Below are 20454 nucleotides of genomic sequence, written 5' to 3'. Positions count from 1 at the left end.
TATATTTCCATTTTAGGGAATTATGTACTAAAAGTACATACAAAAAAACAGACAACCTTTTTTAGTTATCTGTCCTGTAATCAGAGTTGGTTTGTTTGCCTGTTCAATGAGTTCCTCAAAAGCTGTTTTAATTTCTTCTATCGAATAACCGGCTCCTAACAAATCCTTGGTTGTTTGCTCTAATTTATTCATTTAGATTTCCTCTTTTTCGTCATCCATAATCTTAAATAATTCGTACATATCATTAATGTTGAAAACATTTACTAGTTGATCAATAAGAGTGTCGAAGACCACATGGCTAGTCACTATTACAACTTAACAGAATCAGAACGAGCTATCGTATTTAAACTTGCATCACACAGCTTAGAACACACAGGTGTATGCCACTTGAAAGCGAGTACTATAGCTACCTCATTGGAAATCAGCACAAAAGCTGTTTATCGAGGCGTTCTGACAGTTACTAGTACAGTACATTAAAAGCCGTATTTGTAGGGGCGTATAGAATGGATGTAGAGCTTTCTAATAGAAAGTTGAATAAATCGTCTTATATAGAAGAAACCCCATATAAAGAACGTCCAGTACCTTTCTATAACTGGTTAAAGGAACGTGATAGCCTCCCATAATCGATAAGCAGTAGACCAAGTAATTTAGGGAAATGGCTTGAAGGATAAATGGAAATATTTGTTCAAAATAATTTTTTATGAGGTATAATATTTGTAAAAATCATAGAGAGGAGAGTTTATTTTAAATGAGAAAAGTGTACCTGTTATTTGCGATTATTGGCACAGTATTTCCGTATTATTTTTTAGTGAAATTTTTGAACGAAAACGGATTTGATTTAGGGTTATTAATAGATTTATTATTTATAAACTCAATATCGACCTTCTTCGCTGTTGACTTTTTTATTTCATGCTTTGTTTTTATAATCTTTATGTTCAATGAGTCAAGAAAGTATAACATTAAAGAAAAGTGGATATGTCTATTAACTTTGTTTACAGTTGGTTTATCATTGGCATTACCGTTATTTTTGTTTTTCAGACATCCATACATAAAGAAATAAGTGTTGTTAAACTTCAATGAAAGAACGTAAAAATCTTACATATTATGTGGTGTAGTGTTGATTTTGCGTTACATGGATGGCAAGCAAACAAAGGCTTTAGTTGAATAAACCATAAAAGACCACTCCGTGATGGGTGGTCTTGATGTTTTTTGCCACCTCCATGCCACCGTGTTCAGAGAGTAAACGTGACACATTAGGAGATAAAGAAAAATATAATATGGTATAAAGAAACCGACAAACCCTTGAAAAATAAAGGTTTGTCGGATATGAAAAGATATAAAAAAACGTATTTTAATACTGCCATACTTCAAGAGGCATTCATGGATGTACTGAAGATGGATGATACGAAGTAATATTGGTATGACAGCCTTTATAGGGGTTTTAAACAATTGATTTTATATCAAATTGGTGGGGTTTCCCACCAAAGAGAGGGCGTTCTAACCATAGTGAACATGTAAAATCTGTGGTAAGTGCAATAGTGGCATTAGTGGATTGGAAATTTAATTTAAGATGATAATGCGAAAAGTTTCTCAGTTAAAAACACTAGGGGATTAGGATTTTATTAAGCTAAATTATTTAGCGTAAATATAACCTTTGTATACAGCATAATAGACATTAAATTCGCCCTCTTTAGCATAATTAAATAAACTTAAGTCTCCTCCATATAGGAAACTACCTCTCATCTCACTATGATAAATAGTTCCTGGCGGAAATGAACTAAACGTTTTATTAACTGTGACATAATAAGAACTTGGGTTAGAAGCAAATTGATCTATAGTTGGAATAGGGTTGTGAATTGTAAGTTCTGCAGCCGAAGCGTTACCTGATGGATAGATGAATAAAGCAAGAAGTAAAGCTGTTAGTAAACTAATACCAATATTACTTTTAATCTTTTTTAACATTATTTTTTCCTCCATTCTAGTAATATCCCCTAGTAGTTTTAGTTTTAACATAATTGGCATTTAATTTCAATAAATAGAAAATATTCCTATGTAAATTATTGGGTTGTTAATGGTGGTAAATTCATATCTGCCATGTAAATAAGAGAAATAAATAAAATTTCAGTAAAAAAGGTAGGTGCTGACTATGCATTACAAGTGGTTAGTAAACTATCAAAAATTAGAGGATGAAATTGCAGACATCAAATTTAATTTAGAACGTTGTAAAAAAATTGAAACGTTTGGTGGAGGGCGATTTAACAAAAGTAAAATTAACTTCAGAAAGCCATGGAGCTCAATTAGAAGAAATTATTGAGGCTGCTGAACGTGAGTGAGCACATAAAATAAATGACTTAAAATCTAATTAATACACGTTTGCTAGTACGTGTATGTCGGAAACAAGCAATTGAGACTACTAAATTGATAGTCTTTTTTTATGATAATCTATCCCTTTTAAACTATAATATAGGATATATTATTCGGAAATGAGGTATTGGATTATGAGCTTTGAAGAATTCAAATCAACAATAGTAAACTCTAGACCGCAGAATTGGCTCTATGATGATGAGTTCGGTAAATATATTTACTTAAATGACATCAGTATTTCCATTACAGCAGATAGACGTGAGGAAAGCTTTAACGAAGAGTTTTACGAATCGTGGGTGACTAATTACTCTGATAAAAAAGCAACAAAACAAATTTTCTTCTTAAACTACAATGGAGACATGATTGAACCATTCTTCACAGCTTCTGTAGATGGAGGGAGAAGCTACATTCCGTTTCCGGATAGAAAAGATATGACGATTACTAGTGAACAGTATTCCATTGGGAAAATCGTGAATATACTTTTAAATGAAATAGGCTTTAATTTTGATAGTTACCTATCGGAAGCTGGAATTACAGTTAAATAAAACTATATGTCACATCTAACAAGGTGTGGCTTTTTAATATTGGCTGTTTTCGAAAAGATTGTTGCTATGCAACTAATGGGGTAGTTTAGTTGAACAACGATATGGGTTTTTTAAATAATAGAAGATAAGTATATCTTCATCTTTCCGGGAAAGTGGAATGGGTTTAGTTAGGAGGTAGAGGTTTTGGCTATTTATGGTGTTTTGATTTTGGTAGTTGCAATATTTTTATTTTGGTCGGCTGGATTACCTAATATTAAAAGTGAAAAATTAACATTTGTTATGATTAGTTTGGGATTGAATATAATCGCAACCCCATTGGCTTTCTTTATAGGTGGAATGGCAACAGCTTCACCGACCAGTACTATGAATGATTTTTGGACAGGATTTCTTATCGTCCAGGGAATGCCACTTTTAATACTAATAATTGTAATCTTAAAATGGATTATCATTGATAGAAGAAAAAATAAATAAGCATATAAGTAGTAATAATTAATTAGGTTTTAAAAAGACAAGTTTGTGAAGAAACCTCAAATGATTCTAAATCACGCTTACAATGAATTCCAGAAATGGCAGTTCAATCATTGCGACGTAATTTCTCAGTAATTGAAAATTTGAAAATAAGTAAAGTTTATTTACCAATCCTTGATAAGTTATTAAATGCCATCAGGCAAGATTATTACAATTCAAAAATGCTTTTGGCAAAAGATCATATAGCTAGGTAGAAAAATTATTAATCAGTTACCAAAATAAACACCAGGCGCTCAATTGATAGTGAGTACCTGGTCATTATTTGTTTAATATTCTCTAATTTCAAATGAAGCAATTTTATCATGTATAATATATTCTGTTACTTTTTTATAAGGAGATATTGTTTTAGAAAATTTAAATGTTGAAGTTCCTTTTGCACTATCAAACCAATTTAAGTAGTTGTTTAAAACGGTATTTGTAACATCATATTCTTTTGTTATACCGTTTACTAATGTAATGCTTAAAATAGCATTTGAAAATTCATTGTTTGGTTTTTTAACAATCACTGTACTTGTGGCTGCAATATCAGTACCTTCAATTTTGGCAGTAATTATTGCTTGACCTTCGTGAAGGGCTGTGACATTACCATCCTGATCTACTGTAGCAATTGATTCATCACTTGATGACCAGATTACTTTTGCAGTATCAGATGTAGTTGTTGCTATTAGCTTATCTTGGCTACCTTCAAGTAATTCTAGATTATTTTTGTCTAAAGCTATGGAATCAATATTCGGAACATCATTTTCTGATATTAAAAATCCATCCACATCAATAGCATCTAGAGCAAAAGTATCGTTGTTTACATTATTTGTTATGTTTATCTCTACTTTGTGTTTACCATAAGGTAAATCTACTTTTTTATAGTATATAGACTGACTTTTTATACCATAACCTTTTGCCGAAGCTGCTTCAGAAACGCCGTCAATAGTCACTGTGAAATCCGCCCTATTATAAGCAATGTAATCTAATAACATAAATTTAGTTCCCACAAAATAGAAGGTTAAACTCATATCTTTATCATAACCTTGTACTCGACTTTTTTTGTACAAATCATCGTGCGCAAATCGATACATGTTTGTATAATTTATTAATGGGTTTGAATCATCATATCGCTTCCATCCTTTTTCAGGTTTAAGTAACTGATCTCCGATTACCGCACTATTTTCAGGTGTATTATTTAAATTAGTTACCCCTTCTTCATAATCTACAACTTCTGCTGCATATGCATTCTCAATACTTATACTAACCAGTGCTACTAATATAAATGCTAGATAAATAAAACCTTTTTTCAATAACTTACTCACTTATGTATCCTCCTTTATAATTATAAATAGGATTTTCTAAAAAAAACCTACGAAAACAACTTTAAACAATAAAAGACTTATTTACCATAATAAAAATCGTTTATTTTTGATAATAAAAAAGCCATTTGTTTGAGTGACTAATTTTTGAATTTTAAACTTCCCAAATTCGGCTCTTTCATATCGCCATTCATTTGTATTAAAAATAGCCCCTTTGCATGTGTGTGAACACGCGATTTTAGATGAAATCAATAATGGGATTAATAGATTTGCATTTAAAATTAAGAGGTGAATTTGAAGGTGCATATAGTCTAGTAATAAAGCTTTCAGTTGAATATTCATCCTACGATCTGTATTTTGCATTAATTTCTTATGCTGCCTCATTCCTTGCTTTCACATCTTTTTTGACATGGAGGATACAATCTATGAGTAGTTCACCAAGAAATTTAGAATATTGATGGGAATGCTAAATAGTCAATAATATCCATATGAATGTAAAAAGAGGTATAATAAAACTAAACAAAACAGATTAGAAGAAGAATGACTTGATAGGGGGAGTAGGAAACGTTTATTAATAGGTATAGCAGTAATTTGGTTGATTTTATGAGCTATGTGGTTTTTACTTTCAGGGTAACCAAGGTAGAGTGTTATCAGGTTATTAAACTAACAGAGCAGGATTTGTAAGGGGAGATTTGAAATGGCTGATTTATTTTTCTATTATTATTTTTTACCGTTGTTATTTTCTTTACTATGGTTTATCAATTTAGTTCAGTTAATGGAAAAACTAAAAAAAGATAGAGATATCAAAAATCAAAAAATACTAGGTTCGTTATGGAGTATCGGCTTTACATTTTCAGTTCTTTTATCGATATCTCTATTATTTTAGAGGATACATAAGAAAGGACGCTCCGATATGGGGGGTCTTTCTGTTTATATATTCCCACCATTTAATAAATAAAAATATCCATGAATAAATTAAAAGCACTCATATTAATTAAGTGCTTTTATATCTGTTAGGAACGTATATCACTAAAAAATTTTAGCCATTCTTTTATATCATATGGGAATATGTCAAAGGTATTTGTAACATTTTTAAGCATTTTATCAGTAAAATGGGCATAGTGATTCTGTTGCGGCAGCTTGCTATGCCTTATTCTTTGTTTTCAAAAGTGTATCAGTTGTTGGCTTCATTAATCTTTAGCATTAATGAATAGGTTCCTTTATCTGATTAGTAAAGCTCTATACGAATGTGAAAAAGACCACTTTGAATGAGCGGTCTGAATAGGTAAAACGTTAAATAGTCTTAGATTATAATGAAGTGGACTTTCCTTTTTTCTCATTAATAATAAGGTCTTCTTTATCCGGGTGAGGGGGCTCAGTATATCCTTTACCCCTAGTAGATTCTTTCATGTTGCCTGGTTCTGCACCAGTAGAAAATGTTTGTTTTGTTGGCTCATCTGTTGCGAATTCTGTATCTTTTTTATCTCTTTTCATTTTGTCACCTCCTCCAAATATTATTTAACGTATTCCAATTAAATATCCCTCGTTTATTTCAAATTTTTTCAACAGCTTTTTAAAACATATTTAGCAATTATTTGTTACACACTTAAAAACTTACTTCGAACATAGTGAGTATCATTAAAGGCTGTATCTTGATAGGCAGTTTGTCGTGAAGGATAAATACTTTTGGTTATAAAAATAGAAATTATTTGTAAAAAATATGATGGAGGCAGTTAGCATGGCCTAACTGTATGAGGAATATACTAGCTTTAATGAAAAGTAGAACAAAGGGGATGGGGAATATTGGATTATTAAATATTATCATGAGCGCTTTTGGGATTACTATGATTACTTTATTTATTTTTCTTTGGTCTCTTGATGAAGGGAAATGGAGTTTAATAGGTATTTCCTCTTACGCAATTCCTGTAGTTTTAGTTTATTTTGTTGTTTTTGTGTATGTGTAGAAGTTTAATAATTCTAGTAATATGAACTTCATATAGATCTGGTGGATGGCTTGCTCTATAACAAAACAAAAAAGGAATCACCATACAATGGGTGATTCCTTTTAGCATTTTTTTCGCGTGAAATATTTATTGAAACAATAGGAAAAATTTAGCCAATAAAAAGATAGGGACCCCTACAATTATTACGCCTGCCAAGAAATAACAAAATAGCATAAATACATCGAAAATCGCACCGGCTAAATCATCAATGAATTTTAACATTTCATTTCCCTCCAAACATAATAAGTATAGGCACTTACAAATTGCGAAAGAGAAAAGCCTCAACGTTACTGTTGAAGCTATTAAAATCTTACATATTTTTAACTATCTCACTATTTAAAACTAAATCTGTATAAACAATACTAACATTCATCTAGATGTATAACAAATATTTAGGACTGCTCACATAGATGGAAGGCAATGATTTAGAGCTTCACTCATCATCAAAGATTTAATCACGGCTTGCATCATCCATATCATATTGTAAAGTCTTTTTTAAATAATAATGCTTAAAGTCTCTTCCTACTTGATCGAGGGTCCCAAAAATTTCATAATCATGATTTTCATAAAATGTTAATGCTTGAAAGCTTAAGGTGTCAACCTTAATGAAATCGCATTTATTCTCTAATGCAATTTGCTCAATGGCTGCTAACAGTTTAGAACCATATCCTTGACCACGAAATTTTTCATCGACCATTAACGTGTGTATTTCTAACCAGTTCCAGCAAACTTCCCCTAATATACCACCAAAAATTTGATTGTCTTGGTCTGTTAGGAATAAATTAATTTCCTTATAGCGCCCTTGTAGGTCTTTTGGAAAGTGTTCTACATTATATTCATAAAGCATGTGATTAACATAAGATTTATTTTTTGCATCTAATTGTTGTGTAATTTGTAAGGACATCTTTTACTCCTTTAGTTGAAATGGTAAATTGCGTTTCCAAATCATATGGTGATTATTTGTTCCCCAAAAATGTTCAAGAACATAGTTTGGCTGTCCAAATTTTTTCTGCCAAACCAGTTGTGCTTGTTTATAGCCACTGTCTAAACAAAAGCTAGGGACGTTTTTCATTTCTAACGTTGTTAGCATTTTGTTTACTAGCATCGTTCCAATCCCACGACCTTGGTAGCTTGGATGAACATAAACAGTCCCAATTTCGGGACAATTCGACAGGTCTTCCTTTATCATTTTTTGAATGAATTCATTGGACTCCCCATACTCGATGGTGCCCACAATTTCTTTTGTATCTGCATCCTCAACCAGCCAGAAAAACCTTTTTTGGCCCTGACTGTCAAAGTCAGCAGCTAAGTATTGTTTTTTCGTCGCCCATTCATGTTGTTGATCGTCCACCAGCTCTGCAAGTCCTTCTTTAGCAAAAGTATCCTGAATAACATGTAAAAAGAATTGGTGTAACGCAGGAGTATCTGTTTGCTCAGGGCGTCTGATGAATATTTTTCTCAAAAAAGAATTCCCCTTTTTATGTTTTAATCAAAATCTAGTCTTATCAATCAGTGGCAAGTTATAGCCACTAAATGTAGTTACGGCTTGGATAAAAGTTTTAAGATTACAGACGAATTTATGAAATAATTATGGCTGTGCACTTTAAAATTATAACATGTTCTCCTGCATTGGGTAATGATAGGGTATGATAAAATGCAAAGCAGTAAGGAGGGAACTACAAATGAAAGAAGTACTTAGGGACATAGATGAAGTAATAGAGAACATGCGTAGTTTTATTGCAGAGATTCAAAAACAAGATCCTTCATTTTACGCTGTATACCCAATGGTTTTTCACGATCCAATAGAAGATGAGAGTAGTCGATTGTTGGAGAGCCATTGGCAATTACCTGAAGAATATATTTACTTTTTGAAACATTATGTGGTGGAAGGAATTACATGGAATACAGGTGACTATTTAAACCTACAAATTTTTGGGGCTACGGATTTAGTGCGAGGACAGGATGGGTACAATTATAATCCTGTCACAGAAGAAGTCATTTCAGATTGGCCCCAACATTATTTAGTCATTGCTACGGATGAGGGAGATCCATATTGTATAGATTTATCGAGAGGAGATACGGCTATTTTTACCGCCTATCATGGTGCAGGAAGGTGGGATTTTGAAATGGCCTATGATCATCTCGTAGCGTTTCTTCAGAGTGTTCTAGTACCATCGCATTTAGAGGAGGAGCAGCTGGAGGAGCATTCTTACAATTACTATGAAGTGTATATTACCGGCAATGGGAAGGATAAGCTTAAAACTTTATTACTACTTAAAAAAATAATGTCCTGTGATTATTCAATAGCCAGAAAGTCTTTAGAACAGACGCCGATATTAATTTATAGGGGTGTGGAAGCGGGGGTGCTTCAATTAGAAAAAGAACTACAAGCGATTAGCGCAGATTATCAAAAAAAGAAAATAAGCTTAGCAGAATTTTTAACATGAGAAATTCAGCAAATTCATTAAATTTCTTATGATATACCTGAAAGGATGAGTAACGATGAAAGTAAATAAAGCAATAGCTGAATTAATCGAAACAGGAAGGGATTGAAATTCCAGCGAATCAGCCACACCAGATACGAAATGATTCGCAGGAGAATGTAGAGTTTTTGTTTTTTTCTCAGCCTACTGGCAGAAGTGGTTTGTAAGTTATCTAGATAAAACTTCATTCTTTTGTACGAAGTAAACGCCTTGTCTGACTAGTATAGTAGGGTTAACTAAAACGCAAGGGGTGGATTTTATGAAAATTTCGAGGGTTAAACTAGTTGTTCATGATGTACAAAAAATGCAGCAATTTTATTGTGAGCAAATGGGATTTGCATTGGTCAAAGGTACAGAGGATTATTTTACAATAGCTGTTGGGGAGAGTGAGATGACTTTCGAGAAGGTCTCTTCTCAAATACAAAAACAATATCATTTTGCTTTAAACATTCCAAGTAATTTATTTCAACAAGCAAAGGATTGGGCGAATGAACGAGTCGGCCTACTTTTTTCGGAAGGTCAGGATGAAGTTTATTTTCAATTTTTAAAAGCCTATTCATGTTATTTTTATGATCCTGAGGGCAATATAGTGGAGTTTATTTCTAGACAGGAAGTGAATCCAAAGCTCAATACAACGACTTTTTCAATCGATCAAGTGTTACATATTGGTGAAATTAATTTAACAACAGATGATATTTTAGCAGTAGCAGGAGAGTTAAATGAATATGGTATAAAGCCTATTAATAACAAAAATATTCAACAAGATTCCCTGAATTTTCTAGGCAACTATGAAGATGGAGCCAATATTTTAGTAGGACCTAGTGCTCGTCTGTGGTATTTTTCAGATAAGATTGCGCAGGTCAGCCCCATATGTATAGAAATAAATGACACTCTCCAATTAATAATGGATGAAATAGGTCATCTAACTGTCGTCAAATTATAGTACCTTAAATTTTGATTAAATATGTATAAATTGTATGTTCATTCTGATAGCTAGGGCGGGTTATTATTTGTATGTGATCAGTGATGTGATGGTGCACTCGGATTTTCAGTTAAATCATTGTCAGCAGGAAAAGAATGTGACGAACGAGCCACTGGAATGACGCTGTTTAATAGATAATCCATAAAGGAGCTAGTAATAGTGAAAGTAAAATCTCTTAAAATATATGAATATGGAAATCCTAAAGAGGTAATACGAGTTGAAAATAAAACCATTACACTTCCTACTCAACAGGAAATTCTTGTGCGTATGCTAGCAAGGCCGATCAATCCTTCTGATCTAATACCAATATGGGGGAAATATGCTCATCGAATCACTTTACCAACTGTTCCTGGCTATGAGGGCGTTGGAATTGTAGAGGCTGTCGGACCGCTTGTTACACCCAAGCTTCTTGGTCAGCGAGTGCTGCCTTTACGTGGAGAGGGAACTTGGCAAGAAATGGTGAAAACACAAGCTGCGTTTGCTGTAGCTATTCCTACTGAGATGGATAATTTTACTGCGGCACAAATGTATATTAATCCCCTTACAGCACTTGTAACTTGTACAGAGGTTTTAAAATTACGATCAAGTGATGTTTTATTAGTGAACGCTTGTGGCTCTGCTATTGGACATCTTTATGCGCAATTCGCGAAAGTATTAGGTTTCCAATTAATTGCGGTTACAAGAACTGGTCTGCATACAAATGCCTTACAGCAACTTGGCGCCAACTATGTCATTGATACGTCTCATATGCCACTTTATGAGACCGTGATGGCATTAACGAATGGAAAAGGTGCGGATGCTGCCATCGATTCCATAGGAGGAGACGCTGGCAATCAACTTGCATTTTGTGTGAAACCTGGTGGGAATTTTTTAGCCATTGGTCTTTTATCAGGAGTACAGGTAAATTGGGCAACCATTGTGAATGAAGCAAAGGTTCAGGCTAGGATGTTTCATTTACGCCACTGGCAACATCAGTCGACCCCAGAGAAATGGCAACAATTCATGCAACGGCTGATAAACCTCGTACATAATGGGGTATTAGCAATGATGAGCGTAAATACCTGCTTTCCATTATTGGACATTCACAAGGCCATAGATGCTGTTGAATCTTCCCATACTAATAAAGGAAAGGTTTTTTTAACAACTTAATAAAAGAAGAACACATTAACAAACAGCAGCATGTTAAGCTAATTTTGTTAGTGTGTTTTTTATTGGTGAGGATTTATTATGCAAGAAAATGGCTCGATACAAAAATATCCTATTTAAAAATGAATGAATCAAGAATTGTTTTGAAGAAACACTTTTTGTTCCGTCATATAAAGTTAATAACCAGAAGTGCTGTATTTAGAAAAGGGGAACAAACTGAAAGAGGTTATAAATCGGTTGAGTGAAGCAGATGCAAAGTCCATGCTCTTTTTGTCTTTATTGTACGAATCTGCAAATCTTATTAGGGAAATTAAAAGGAATGCTCCATTAGTAAGTAAAGTTATTTGATTAAAGTGTTCAGGCTGGTTTTATGGTATAATTTTGTGGACTATAAAGGCTTAAAGGAGTGAGAACATTGTTAAAAACTGAGGTATTTGAACAATTAAAAACGGCAATGAAAGAAAAAGATATTTTAGCAAAGGGTGTATTATCTCTATTAAAATCAGCTTTAGATTTGGCTGAAAAAGAAAAAGGAGAGCCTTTAACTGCAGATGAAGAAATGGCCATTGTAAATCGAGAGGTCAAACAAACAAATCAGGCTTTAGAGGGTGCTCAAAAAGCTGAGCGAGCAGATTTAATCGAGAAAGAGGAAGCTAAATTAGTACTTTTGAAATCTTTCTTACCAAAGCAACTATCGGAAGAAGAGATTGCTGAAAAATTAGTAGCCGCTGGTGTTGAAAAAGGAATGAATATGGGAGAAGCTATGAAAATTGCTAAACCATTACTTTCTGGTCAAGCTGAGGGTGCAGTGATTTCAAAAGTTGTAAAAAGTATTATTGCTTAATCTTCTACCATCTTGGTAGGAGATTTTTTTGTCCTCTAAAAAAACCGCTATGCCTTTTTGAGCACAGCGGTTTTGTTTATTTATAATTTAAATTTCTGGATGATATGGCGAAGTTCCTGTGCCATTTCAGCTAGGTTATTTGAGGATGCAGTAATTTCTTCAATACTTGCAGATTGCTCCTCGGAAGCAGCTGCCACGTTTTGAATATTGCCTGATGATTGGACAGCTACGACTCCCACTTGTTCAACAGAAACAGCAATACTGCTAACTCCTTCGTTGATATTGGACATAATATTATTCACATGATCCATTTCCTTCGTCAGGTCTGTGATGTGGGCGTAAATATCAGCAAATGCTTCGCCTGAGGCATTGAAGGTTGTGGAGCTTTCCGCGAGATTGCTACTGCTAATCGCCATTGATTTCACGGCTTGCGCAGATTCCTCTTTAATCGTTTCAATGCGTGTACGAATACTATTTGTTGCATCTAATGATTGATCTGCTAGTTTACGTACTTCCTCTGCAACAACTGCAAAGCCCTTCCCATGTTCGCCTGCACGAGCTGCCTCAATCGAAGCATTTAAAGCAAGTAAATTGGTTTGATCCGTAATCTGTGTAATTAATGTTACAATATCTCCAATCTCATTTGTGTATGTGCTTAAGCGCTCCACAACTGTTGCGGATTCTTGAATAGCTTGAGAGGTAACGGCCATTTTTTCAGTGGCATCTTTAATGGTCGTATTGCCTTTTTCTGAAATCGCTGACGCATCAAATGCCTTTTCCGTCACATCCGTAACGCTTGTCACAACTTCAGACATTTTGCCCGAGATAGATGTAATATGACTCTCGACTTCCTCAATTGAATGGGTTTGTTTTTCTGAACCGGCTGCAACTTCTTGCATAGAAGAAGTAATTTGCTGTATGGATGCACTTGTTTGTTCAGAGCTTGCCGTTAATTCCTCAGACATGGCTGCCACTTGCTCAGCATTTTGAGCAATTTGCTGAATCAAAATGCGTAAATCCTCTGTCATATTTTCAATGCCTGATGAAAGTTGAGCAATTTCATTGGAACCCTTTATTTTAAGAGGTTCAACCGCTAATTCTCCCTGTGCGACTTGTCCTACATATTGCGTCATTTTTTTGATTGGCTTCGTAATGCCTACGCTAATAAAGTAAGCAACAATGATACCTAAAATCACAAAAATAACCGTCATAATAATACAAATCCAAAGTGTTTCTGCTTGAAGTTTAGAAATGAAGGAAGCGTCCATATCTAAACCAAAAATAATATCTGTATCTTTAAATGGAATAAATATGGATTTATGGATACCATACTCATCTTTATAAATATCACTAGTTTGGATCGTTCCTGTGTTTATAGCTTCACGCATTTCTTCACTAAATTCATAATCTTGTTGATGATTGTCAGTATCACTTAAAGCGACGATATGCTCTTTACCATTTGCATTAGAAAGCACATAGGCATTTTCAATATCGTATTTTTTAACTGTTGCGTTCAATTGATCTAATAATTTTTTATATTTATCAGGACTACCATTATCCGCAGCCTTTACATCATTTTTCTCGATATCTTCAAATATAGTGCTCGATGTTATTTCTAATGTCGATTCAAATTGTTTAATAACAAAATTGTCGATAATACGATACGAAACAGCAAACAATACAATACTAAATATTAATGAAATAATTGCTATCGGAATAGTAAAGCTAGCAATATATTTATAGAGTAAAGAACTCTTAAATTTATTGACGATACGCAATTTGAGACGCCTCCAATACTTGAAGCTTTTTCTGTAAGAACTGAATCATATTAGGGATATGCTCAATTTCTGTATAGGGTGAAATGGAGAAGAACTTTGCCGCAGCCACTGGGACATGTTGTGTTGTATCATTTGTACGTACTGTGCAAACTCGAGTTGTATCACCAAAAAATACTTCGTCTCGACCTTCTCCGATAATCTCAAATAAAGAAGCATTGATAGCATTAATACGTTCAATTTGATCTTGTGAATAGTGACCAGCTTGTTCTGCTTGCCAGCTCAAACCATCTGGGTATAAACGGAAGGCAGTGACTGGCCCAATATTCATTTCATTGACAACCTGTAGGCTTGGTATTTTTGCAGCTAACTGTGAACGGAATGCTAAATTCACGCGTACATAATTGGCTAGTATTTGTTGATAGCCTTCCTTCCCAAATGCCTGCAAAGCAGCCAAAATGGCAATAGAGCTACCCATGCGAGAACATTCTAACGTGTAACCTGTATGATAGGAGCCGTAGCCACGATTACCAACATATGGTGTATCAAAGTCCTCTATATCTAATAGCTGTAAGCTTTTACCGTCTTTAATTAAGAATAAGCTTGTTAAATAAGGTGTTTGTCCAAGCTTTTGGAAATCAAAGCATAGGCTATCGGCAATTGCTAGATGCTGCATACGTTCATGGATCTGTGACAGACCTTGTAAAACATCCTCTTCAAATTGTAGCGGGTTTTTCTTGAAATCATAATCATTGAAGAATGCATAAAAACCACCTAAAGCTGAGTCCGCGTGAATATGTACTGGTTGTAGATTGTACTTTTGCTCAAGGCTAGTTGTGACTTCTTTTACCGCCTTTACATCATCAATGCCAAATTGATCTGTTGCACCTGTTGTTGCTACGACATAGACAGGAATACCGCCTTTTTCAATGACCTCAGTCATACGTGCGCGTAAGTCTTCCACATCCATTGCGTGATCTTTGCCTGCTTTTACGCGTACTAAATGTTTACTACCAATACCTACTGCTTCAATAGATTTTAAAAGACTATAATGTGCGTTTTCTGAAGCAAAGCAATATAAATTATTAGGAATACCATCTTCTTTAGCGTGTGGGAATTGCTTTGCAATAGCTAGACGTAATCCGCTGAAAACAGCCCCTTGACCGCCCCATGTAGTATAGCCAAAGCTTTTCGTGTAATCATAGCCTACTAATTTAGACATCATGGCCACTACTTTTACTTCGCATTCAGCGGCAGCCGGTCCATAAACGTCCCATAAGTTATTGCCATTCAGAAGGGCATTTGTAAACTGGCCTAATACGCCAGGAATGCTGGCCATAGGTAAAACATTAGTGACAAAGTTACGCGTATGATAAGGATGCCCTTGCATTAATTGTGTTAATTCTTCTACCACTTGATCGAGCCCAACACCAGTAGTTGGCACTTGATGATCCTGCATCAGCTCTTGATAAAAATTAGCAGAGCGGTCTTTCATTGGACCTAGTGTAGTTTTATTTGGATCCTTTAACTTATCTAATGAAGAAACAATTTTCTCTAATAAGGATAAAAAATTCTCTCTTTGTTGAACATTTCCATCTTCGCTCTGGAATAATTGTTGGATATTTTGCATCATCATCATCCTTCGTAGTTCATATTTCCTCTATTTTCAATTAAGTGAAAATAGGTCCTTATACTAAAAGTATAATAGCATATTTTAGCAGAGATGGTGATTATATTTTACTGAAAAAATATATATTAACATTTCTGAAAAATCCAACATTGAGGAATTTTGTTGTTTAACTTTGTAATAAGGGAATATAGGCTGTGTAAAATTTGTGAAGGTGGAATGGTAGGAGAGTAAATAATATAAAATGCTATAATGTTAATATTATAGTAGATGTCCATAATATTGCTGCTTCATGGCTATTATTGACTAAGGAATCTGTCCTATAGTAGGCACAGATTCCTTAGTGTTTTTTTATTAATCGTTTTTGATGGTTAAAAGTTCATCAATTGTTACAAATGTATAACCCTCATCCTTCAATGTCTGTAAAATCTCCTTTATGGCCTGTAATTCATTATCTGTAGCATCATACATAGGATGCATTAAAATAATGGAACCCGGTTGGATGTTTTCCTTTACATACCTCACTTTTTCATCAGCCTGAGTGAAAAACGTATCAGGTTCTAAGTTCCATGTAATCGTCTCTCGCTGGTGTTTATTTAAGTAATAGGGAAGTCCAATTAGTTTTTTGCCGTATGGAGGTCTTACTAAGATTGATTTCGTATAGCCAATATCAGCAATTAAATCATCGGTTTTTTCGATTTCATGTTTGATAAAGGAAGGACTTTTCAATACCATACGTTTGTGTGAATACGTATGATTACCAATTTGATGACCTGCCTCAGCAATTTTTCTTGCCTCCTCAGGCTGATCCTCGATATCCTTTCCGATTAGAAAAAAAGTTGCTTTCACTTGATACTCGTCTAGTAACGATAAAATAGCATCCGAATTTTTTGTGGGCCCATCATCAAAAGTCAACGCAACAACTTTGTTGTTTGTTTCAACATGAGAGGTTAGGTTTCCAAATAATTGATAATTGCGGGCGTTCATTAGTTTATAGGAGGAAAATGCTAAAGTGAGTATTATTAAAGTGACAATTCCACAATAGACGAGCTTACGTTCCATGAAAAATATCTCCTTCTAATATGAATTTGTGTATCTGAAGTAAATGTATGTCATCACGTATTCTTTTTCAATGACATTTTTTGTTTGAATAACAAAAAAGTAACCATACTATATCGGAGGTGAAGATATGTATAAATTACTATCACATAACGATTTAGATGGTGTAGGTTGTGGGATTCTAGCTAAGCTAGCGTTTAGCGATCAGGTGAAAATACGGTATAACTCTGTTACGGCACTTGACCGCGAGATTGAGTTCTTTTTGGACCATGAACAGTCAAAAACTTTTTTATTTATTACAGATCTTTCTCCGAATGAGGGGAACGAAAAAAGAATTGATGATTACTTTCAGGCTACTGGGAACGTGCAGCTTTTAGACCATCATCAAACAGCCCTCCACCTCAATCAGTACGAGTGGGGTAAGGTTATAATGGAAGATGAGCATGGCCTTTTAACGTCTGCCACATCATTATTTTATCAATATCTTGTCATGCATGGACTGTTAGAAAAAACAGATGTTCTTACAGAGTTTGTAGAGTTAGTGAGACAATATGATACATGGGAATGGGAAAAGAATGGAAATTATCAGGCTCAACGATTGAATGCACTCTTTTTTTTAGTGTCTATAGAGGAATTCGAAGAAAAAATGCTGGATCGTTTAAAAAGTCAGTCTCATTTCGACTTTGATGAATTCGAAAAGAAAATTTTAAGCATGGAAGAGGAGAAAATAGAACGTTATATTCGCCGAAAAAAACGTGAGCTTATACAAACTAATTTAGGTGACTTCTATGGTGGAGTGGTTTATGCAGAATCCTATCATTCTGAGCTTGGCAATGAATTAGGAAAAGAAAATATACATCTTGATTATATTGCAATGATTAATATGGGAAGTAAAAGAGTTTCCTTCCGTACGATACATGATCATATTAATGTGGCTTCCATCGCAACCTTGTTTGGTGGAGGAGGGCATCAAAAAGCAGCAGGGTGCTCATTAACAGTGGAGGCATATAAGCAATTTGTGTTAGAAACATTCCACCTAGAGCCAATTCCTGAGGACGCAAAAAGAAATCGCTATAACCTTAAGGGCGCCACCTTTGGAACCCTCTATAAAAATCGCCATGATGAATTCTTTCTTCTTTATTCAAATAATGAAATGAATTGGATCATTGAAATAAATAAAAATCGACTTGAGCAAACCTATAGGAGCTTTGAGGATGCCGAATGGTATGTAAAGCGATTTTACCAGGCTTGGCTAGTAAGAGATGATCTATTCGTGGACTATTTAATGGAAGAAGTAAATAAGGTGCGTCAACTAAAAAAAGGGATTGAATGATTCCTTTTATACATATTGAATTTGTCCAACTATGCTTTCTATTCAGGTTATATAATGACTCTTTACTAACTACAATAAAACATAACTATTTAAAAAAAAGAGGTGTACTTGTTGTCCGATGATATCTTTCGAGTTGTAGATTTAAATAAGGAAAATCGAGGACGCAAAAAGTGGAGAATTGTTGTTGTATTCTTATTAGTCTTAGTAGTTAGTAGTTCCTCTTTGCTGTATTGGCTGCGGGATAGGGGGGTGGATTTTGAAGCTTATAAAACAGAGGTAGGGGAAACAGCTAACAATAGTTTAGGGCGTTTAACATTAAATGAAGTAATCATGGATGACAATCAAATTTTACTGAATGCAACCTTCAAACCAACCAAAGAGTTTAAGCCAGATCATCAGGTGTTTTTCTTTCCTCAAATACTTGTGAATGGTAAGGATTATATGGTTCGTAATGGAGGGCAGTCTATTGCCAAATCTGCAAATGTTTATACCATCTACAATAGCATCAAAATGGATGATTTCCCGACAGATGAACATGTGGAATTGGACATTCGTTATAAAGATTGGAATGTAGAAACACGCATTGAAAAGCCGTGGGAATTTCAAGTAGAGGCATCACAAGAGCAATTACAAGAAGATCGACACATTTTTTCAATCGAAAAAAAAGTAAAACATATTGATCAGCAGGAATTAATGATTGATCGTGTTGTTTCCACACCTATCTCAACTACAATTTATTTTTCTACGGAGAAGAGTATTGTCAACGATGCTTTACACTTTAAAATTCAATCTAAAGGAGGGCAATCATGGACTTTTGAAACACCCTATCCTTTAAATAAAGAAGGAACAAAATGGGGAAGCCGTGTGGATGGACTATACTTATCTGAGAAAAATTATACGTTAACCCCTGTCGATAAGGATGGCAGTAAACTTGATACCACCATTAAAATAAAAAAAGATTAGCAATGAATGAAAATTTACAAACTCTTAATCTGAAAAAATCTATTTTCCATGTATGATGGATAAAAAGCTATGGAAAGTAGTGGAGAGTTTGCGAACGCTATGGGAGATTTTTTATGTTTCATTAAAATTAGGCTGTACCTCGTTTGGGGGACCAACAGCTCATTTAGGTTATTTTCAACAAGAATATGTGCAAAAGCGTAAATGGCTATCAGCCCAGGATTATAGCCAGCTTGTCATATTGAGTCAATTTTTACCAGGACCTGCATCTAGTCAGGTAGGTATGGGAATTGGCTTATTAAGGGGTGGTTTATTAGGAAGTGTACTCTCCTTTTTGGGCTTTACGCTACCTTCTGTGTTGTTATTGATGGTATTTGCCTATTTTTCCATGTATACAGAAATAAAAATGGATTGGATTCATGGCTTGAAGTTAGTGGCTGTTGCGATTGTGGCAAATGCAATATTTGATATGAGCAAAAAATTACTGTCAACAAAATTACATTGGTTAATGGCTATAATGGCGCTCATCATCGTGCTAGTATGGATCCATCCGTTGGCACAAATAGCAGCGATAGTACTAGCTGCTTGTATCGGTTTTCAACAAATAAAAAAAAGTAAAGAAGATGCCCCTTTAGTGATTCAAGTACCTATTTCTAAATCCACGGGTATTGTTTTATTAAGCTTTTTTTTAATACTGCTCTTTGGCTTACCGATGATAAGTGCTTTATGGAATGATGAATGGGTAACAATGTTTGAGAAGTTTTATCTAGCAGGTGCATTGGTATTTGGTGGGGGCCATGTGGTCTTACCTTTATTAGAGACACAGTTTGTTCAAAGTGGACAAATGAGTACAGCAGACTTTTTAGCAGGCTACGGTATGACACAGGCAGTTCCAGGGCCTTTATTTACATTTGCAGCTTATATCGGCATGGCTATTGCAGGTGTACCAGGAGCAATGATAGCCACTTTGGCAATTTTTCTGCCGGCATTTTTGTTAGTAATAGGCGCCCTTCCTTTTTGGTTCAGCTTAAGTCGTCATACCCGACTGAAGGGGGCAATGGCAGGAGCCAATGCGGCAGTTGTTGGTATTTTGACCGCCGCCTTTATCCATCCGATTGTGACACAGACTATTCAAAACGGTTTAGATATTATCTTTGTCGCGGTCTTTTTATGGGGGTTAATTCGATGGAAAATGCAACCTTATTTATTGGTGCTTTTAGGCATAGTAGTCGGAATCGTTTGTTATTCATGAATTACATTTTTTCTAGTGCTCGATTCATGCTTTACTTAGGAAATTAGCTAATTTTTTTGCTTCTTTTTCGCATTTCTCCATTAAAGCAGCAATTGTTACTGTAGGTATTTTTATAACATCATAGAATCATTTGTTCACTAGTAGGCTAGAGGAATATCTTTGGCTACTAGTTTTTAGTTTGTAAAAAAATAATGGGGGAAAATATTTGTGTAAACCCACTAGATGGTTTCATAGCGTTCCTTCTATTGATTC

23 protein-coding genes are annotated in these 20454 nt (G+C 34.6%); 13 read left to right on the top strand and 10 right to left on the bottom strand.

Features of this window, described 5'->3' with window-relative positions:
* Nucleotides 1-27: 27 nt before the first annotated feature.
* Nucleotides 28-192, bottom strand: coding sequence for a hypothetical protein (locus A2J09_RS23755; protein ID WP_012295353.1), 165 nt, complete (start codon nucleotides 190-192; stop codon nucleotides 28-30).
* A gap of 102 nt (nucleotides 193-294) precedes the next feature.
* On the opposite strand from A2J09_RS23755, the gene A2J09_RS24540 reads away from it, so the two are divergent.
* Both A2J09_RS24540 and A2J09_RS11610 read left to right on the top strand, forming a co-directional pair.
* Nucleotides 295-477 (top strand): helix-turn-helix domain-containing protein, encoded by a 183-nt coding sequence (locus A2J09_RS24540; protein ID WP_324611252.1) that lies wholly within the window; start codon nucleotides 295-297, stop codon nucleotides 475-477.
* A 271-nt stretch (nucleotides 478-748) separates the two neighbouring features.
* Complete coding sequence (locus A2J09_RS11610) at nucleotides 749-1060, top strand: DUF2834 domain-containing protein (protein ID WP_031417073.1); 312 nt, start codon at nucleotides 749-751, stop codon at nucleotides 1058-1060.
* A 572-nt stretch (nucleotides 1061-1632) separates the two neighbouring features.
* On the opposite strand, the gene A2J09_RS11605 is transcribed toward A2J09_RS11610, so the two are convergent.
* Nucleotides 1633-1962: a hypothetical protein gene (locus A2J09_RS11605; RefSeq protein WP_031417072.1), complete on the bottom strand. Its 330-nt coding sequence runs from the start codon at nucleotides 1960-1962 to the stop codon at nucleotides 1633-1635.
* A 536-nt stretch (nucleotides 1963-2498) separates the two neighbouring features.
* Between A2J09_RS11605 and A2J09_RS11600 the strand changes: the two genes are divergently transcribed.
* Nucleotides 2499-2909 (top strand): hypothetical protein, encoded by a 411-nt coding sequence (locus A2J09_RS11600; protein WP_012295349.1) that lies wholly within the window; start codon nucleotides 2499-2501, stop codon nucleotides 2907-2909.
* A 183-nt stretch (nucleotides 2910-3092) separates the two neighbouring features.
* Nucleotides 3093-3380, top strand: coding sequence for a hypothetical protein (locus tag A2J09_RS11595; protein ID WP_036162205.1), 288 nt, complete (start codon nucleotides 3093-3095; stop codon nucleotides 3378-3380).
* Nucleotides 3381-3703: 323 nt separating this feature from the next.
* Here the strand turns inward: A2J09_RS11595 and A2J09_RS11590 are convergent, their stop codons facing one another.
* On the bottom strand, nucleotides 3704-4741 hold the full coding sequence (locus A2J09_RS11590; protein ID WP_012295347.1) for an Ig-like domain-containing protein: 1038 nt from the start codon (nucleotides 4739-4741) through the stop codon (nucleotides 3704-3706).
* A gap of 694 nt (nucleotides 4742-5435) precedes the next feature.
* On the opposite strand from A2J09_RS11590, the gene A2J09_RS11580 reads away from it, so the two are divergent.
* Nucleotides 5436-5624 (top strand): hypothetical protein, encoded by a 189-nt coding sequence (locus A2J09_RS11580; RefSeq protein ID WP_012295345.1) that lies wholly within the window; start codon nucleotides 5436-5438, stop codon nucleotides 5622-5624.
* Between the two features lie 422 nt (nucleotides 5625-6046).
* Here A2J09_RS11580 and A2J09_RS11575 read toward each other — a convergent pair whose 3' ends face one another.
* Complete coding sequence (locus A2J09_RS11575) at nucleotides 6047-6232, bottom strand: hypothetical protein (RefSeq protein WP_012295344.1); 186 nt, start codon at nucleotides 6230-6232, stop codon at nucleotides 6047-6049.
* A gap of 278 nt (nucleotides 6233-6510) precedes the next feature.
* On the opposite strand from A2J09_RS11575, the gene A2J09_RS11570 reads away from it, so the two are divergent.
* A complete protein-coding gene (locus tag A2J09_RS11570) occupies nucleotides 6511-6702 on the top strand; it encodes a hypothetical protein (protein ID WP_012295343.1) in 192 nt (63 codons plus the stop codon).
* 126 nt (nucleotides 6703-6828) lie between these two features.
* Here A2J09_RS11570 and A2J09_RS24450 read toward each other — a convergent pair whose 3' ends face one another.
* The 3 genes from A2J09_RS24450 to A2J09_RS11560 all read right to left on the bottom strand — a co-directional run bounded on the left by A2J09_RS24450 (nucleotide 6829) and on the right by A2J09_RS11560 (nucleotide 8203).
* Nucleotides 6829-6963, bottom strand: coding sequence for a hypothetical protein (locus A2J09_RS24450; RefSeq protein ID WP_255250367.1), 135 nt, complete (start codon nucleotides 6961-6963; stop codon nucleotides 6829-6831).
* Nucleotides 6964-7192: 229 nt separating this feature from the next.
* Nucleotides 7193-7645 carry a GNAT family N-acetyltransferase gene (locus A2J09_RS11565; RefSeq protein ID WP_012295342.1) on the bottom strand — a complete coding sequence of 151 codons (453 nt, stop codon included), beginning with the start codon at nucleotides 7643-7645 and terminating at the stop codon, nucleotides 7193-7195.
* A 3-nt stretch (nucleotides 7646-7648) separates the two neighbouring features.
* Nucleotides 7649-8203 carry a GNAT family N-acetyltransferase gene (locus A2J09_RS11560; RefSeq protein ID WP_012295341.1) on the bottom strand — a complete coding sequence of 185 codons (555 nt, stop codon included), beginning with the start codon at nucleotides 8201-8203 and terminating at the stop codon, nucleotides 7649-7651.
* A 220-nt stretch (nucleotides 8204-8423) separates the two neighbouring features.
* Here A2J09_RS11560 and A2J09_RS11555 point away from each other — a divergent pair, with 220 nt between their 5' ends.
* The 4 genes from A2J09_RS11555 to A2J09_RS11540 all read left to right on the top strand — a co-directional run bounded on the left by A2J09_RS11555 (nucleotide 8424) and on the right by A2J09_RS11540 (nucleotide 12196).
* Nucleotides 8424-9188 (top strand): SMI1/KNR4 family protein, encoded by a 765-nt coding sequence (locus tag A2J09_RS11555; protein WP_012295340.1) that lies wholly within the window; start codon nucleotides 8424-8426, stop codon nucleotides 9186-9188.
* Nucleotides 9189-9483: 295 nt separating this feature from the next.
* Nucleotides 9484-10167, top strand: a complete 684-nt coding sequence (locus A2J09_RS11550; protein ID WP_031417064.1) for a VOC family protein — start codon at nucleotides 9484-9486, stop codon at nucleotides 10165-10167.
* Between the two features lie 198 nt (nucleotides 10168-10365).
* Nucleotides 10366-11355, top strand: a complete 990-nt coding sequence (locus A2J09_RS11545) for a zinc-dependent alcohol dehydrogenase family protein (RefSeq protein ID WP_012295338.1) — start codon at nucleotides 10366-10368, stop codon at nucleotides 11353-11355.
* Between the two features lie 412 nt (nucleotides 11356-11767).
* Entirely contained in the window at nucleotides 11768-12196 is a 429-nt protein-coding gene (locus tag A2J09_RS11540; protein WP_031417061.1) for a GatB/YqeY domain-containing protein, read from the top strand.
* An 80-nt stretch (nucleotides 12197-12276) separates the two neighbouring features.
* Here the strand turns inward: A2J09_RS11540 and A2J09_RS11535 are convergent, their stop codons facing one another.
* The 3 genes from A2J09_RS11535 to A2J09_RS11525 form a co-directional block, all read right to left on the bottom strand.
* Nucleotides 12277-13974, bottom strand: coding sequence for a methyl-accepting chemotaxis protein (locus tag A2J09_RS11535; protein ID WP_012295336.1), 1698 nt, complete (start codon nucleotides 13972-13974; stop codon nucleotides 12277-12279).
* Nucleotides 13958-15601, bottom strand: coding sequence for a pyridoxal phosphate-dependent decarboxylase family protein (locus tag A2J09_RS11530; RefSeq protein WP_031417059.1), 1644 nt, complete (start codon nucleotides 15599-15601; stop codon nucleotides 13958-13960). Before A2J09_RS11530 ends, A2J09_RS11535 begins: the two co-directional genes overlap by 17 nt.
* 351 nt (nucleotides 15602-15952) lie before the next feature.
* Complete coding sequence (locus tag A2J09_RS11525; protein WP_012295334.1) at nucleotides 15953-16660, bottom strand: polysaccharide deacetylase family protein; 708 nt, start codon at nucleotides 16658-16660, stop codon at nucleotides 15953-15955.
* 127 nt (nucleotides 16661-16787) lie between these two features.
* Here A2J09_RS11525 and A2J09_RS11520 point away from each other — a divergent pair, with 127 nt between their 5' ends.
* From A2J09_RS11520 to chrA, 3 genes are all read left to right on the top strand, one after another.
* A complete protein-coding gene (locus A2J09_RS11520) occupies nucleotides 16788-17990 on the top strand; it encodes a DHH family phosphoesterase (RefSeq protein WP_012295333.1) in 1203 nt (400 codons plus the stop codon).
* Between the two features lie 102 nt (nucleotides 17991-18092).
* A complete protein-coding gene (locus A2J09_RS11515; RefSeq protein ID WP_231112962.1) occupies nucleotides 18093-18953 on the top strand; it encodes a DUF4179 domain-containing protein in 861 nt (286 codons plus the stop codon).
* Between the two features lie 52 nt (nucleotides 18954-19005).
* Entirely contained in the window at nucleotides 19006-20202 is a 1197-nt protein-coding gene (gene chrA, locus A2J09_RS11510; protein WP_012295331.1) for a chromate efflux transporter, read from the top strand.
* Nucleotides 20203-20454 lie beyond the last annotated feature (252 nt).

The sequence above is a fragment of the Lysinibacillus sphaericus genome, assembly GCF_001629735.1.
GTDB lineage: Bacteria > Bacillota > Bacilli > Bacillales_A > Planococcaceae > Lysinibacillus > Lysinibacillus pinottii.
Note: the sequence above shows the minus strand (reverse complement) of the source record. Positions and strands in the feature narration are given on the sequence as shown.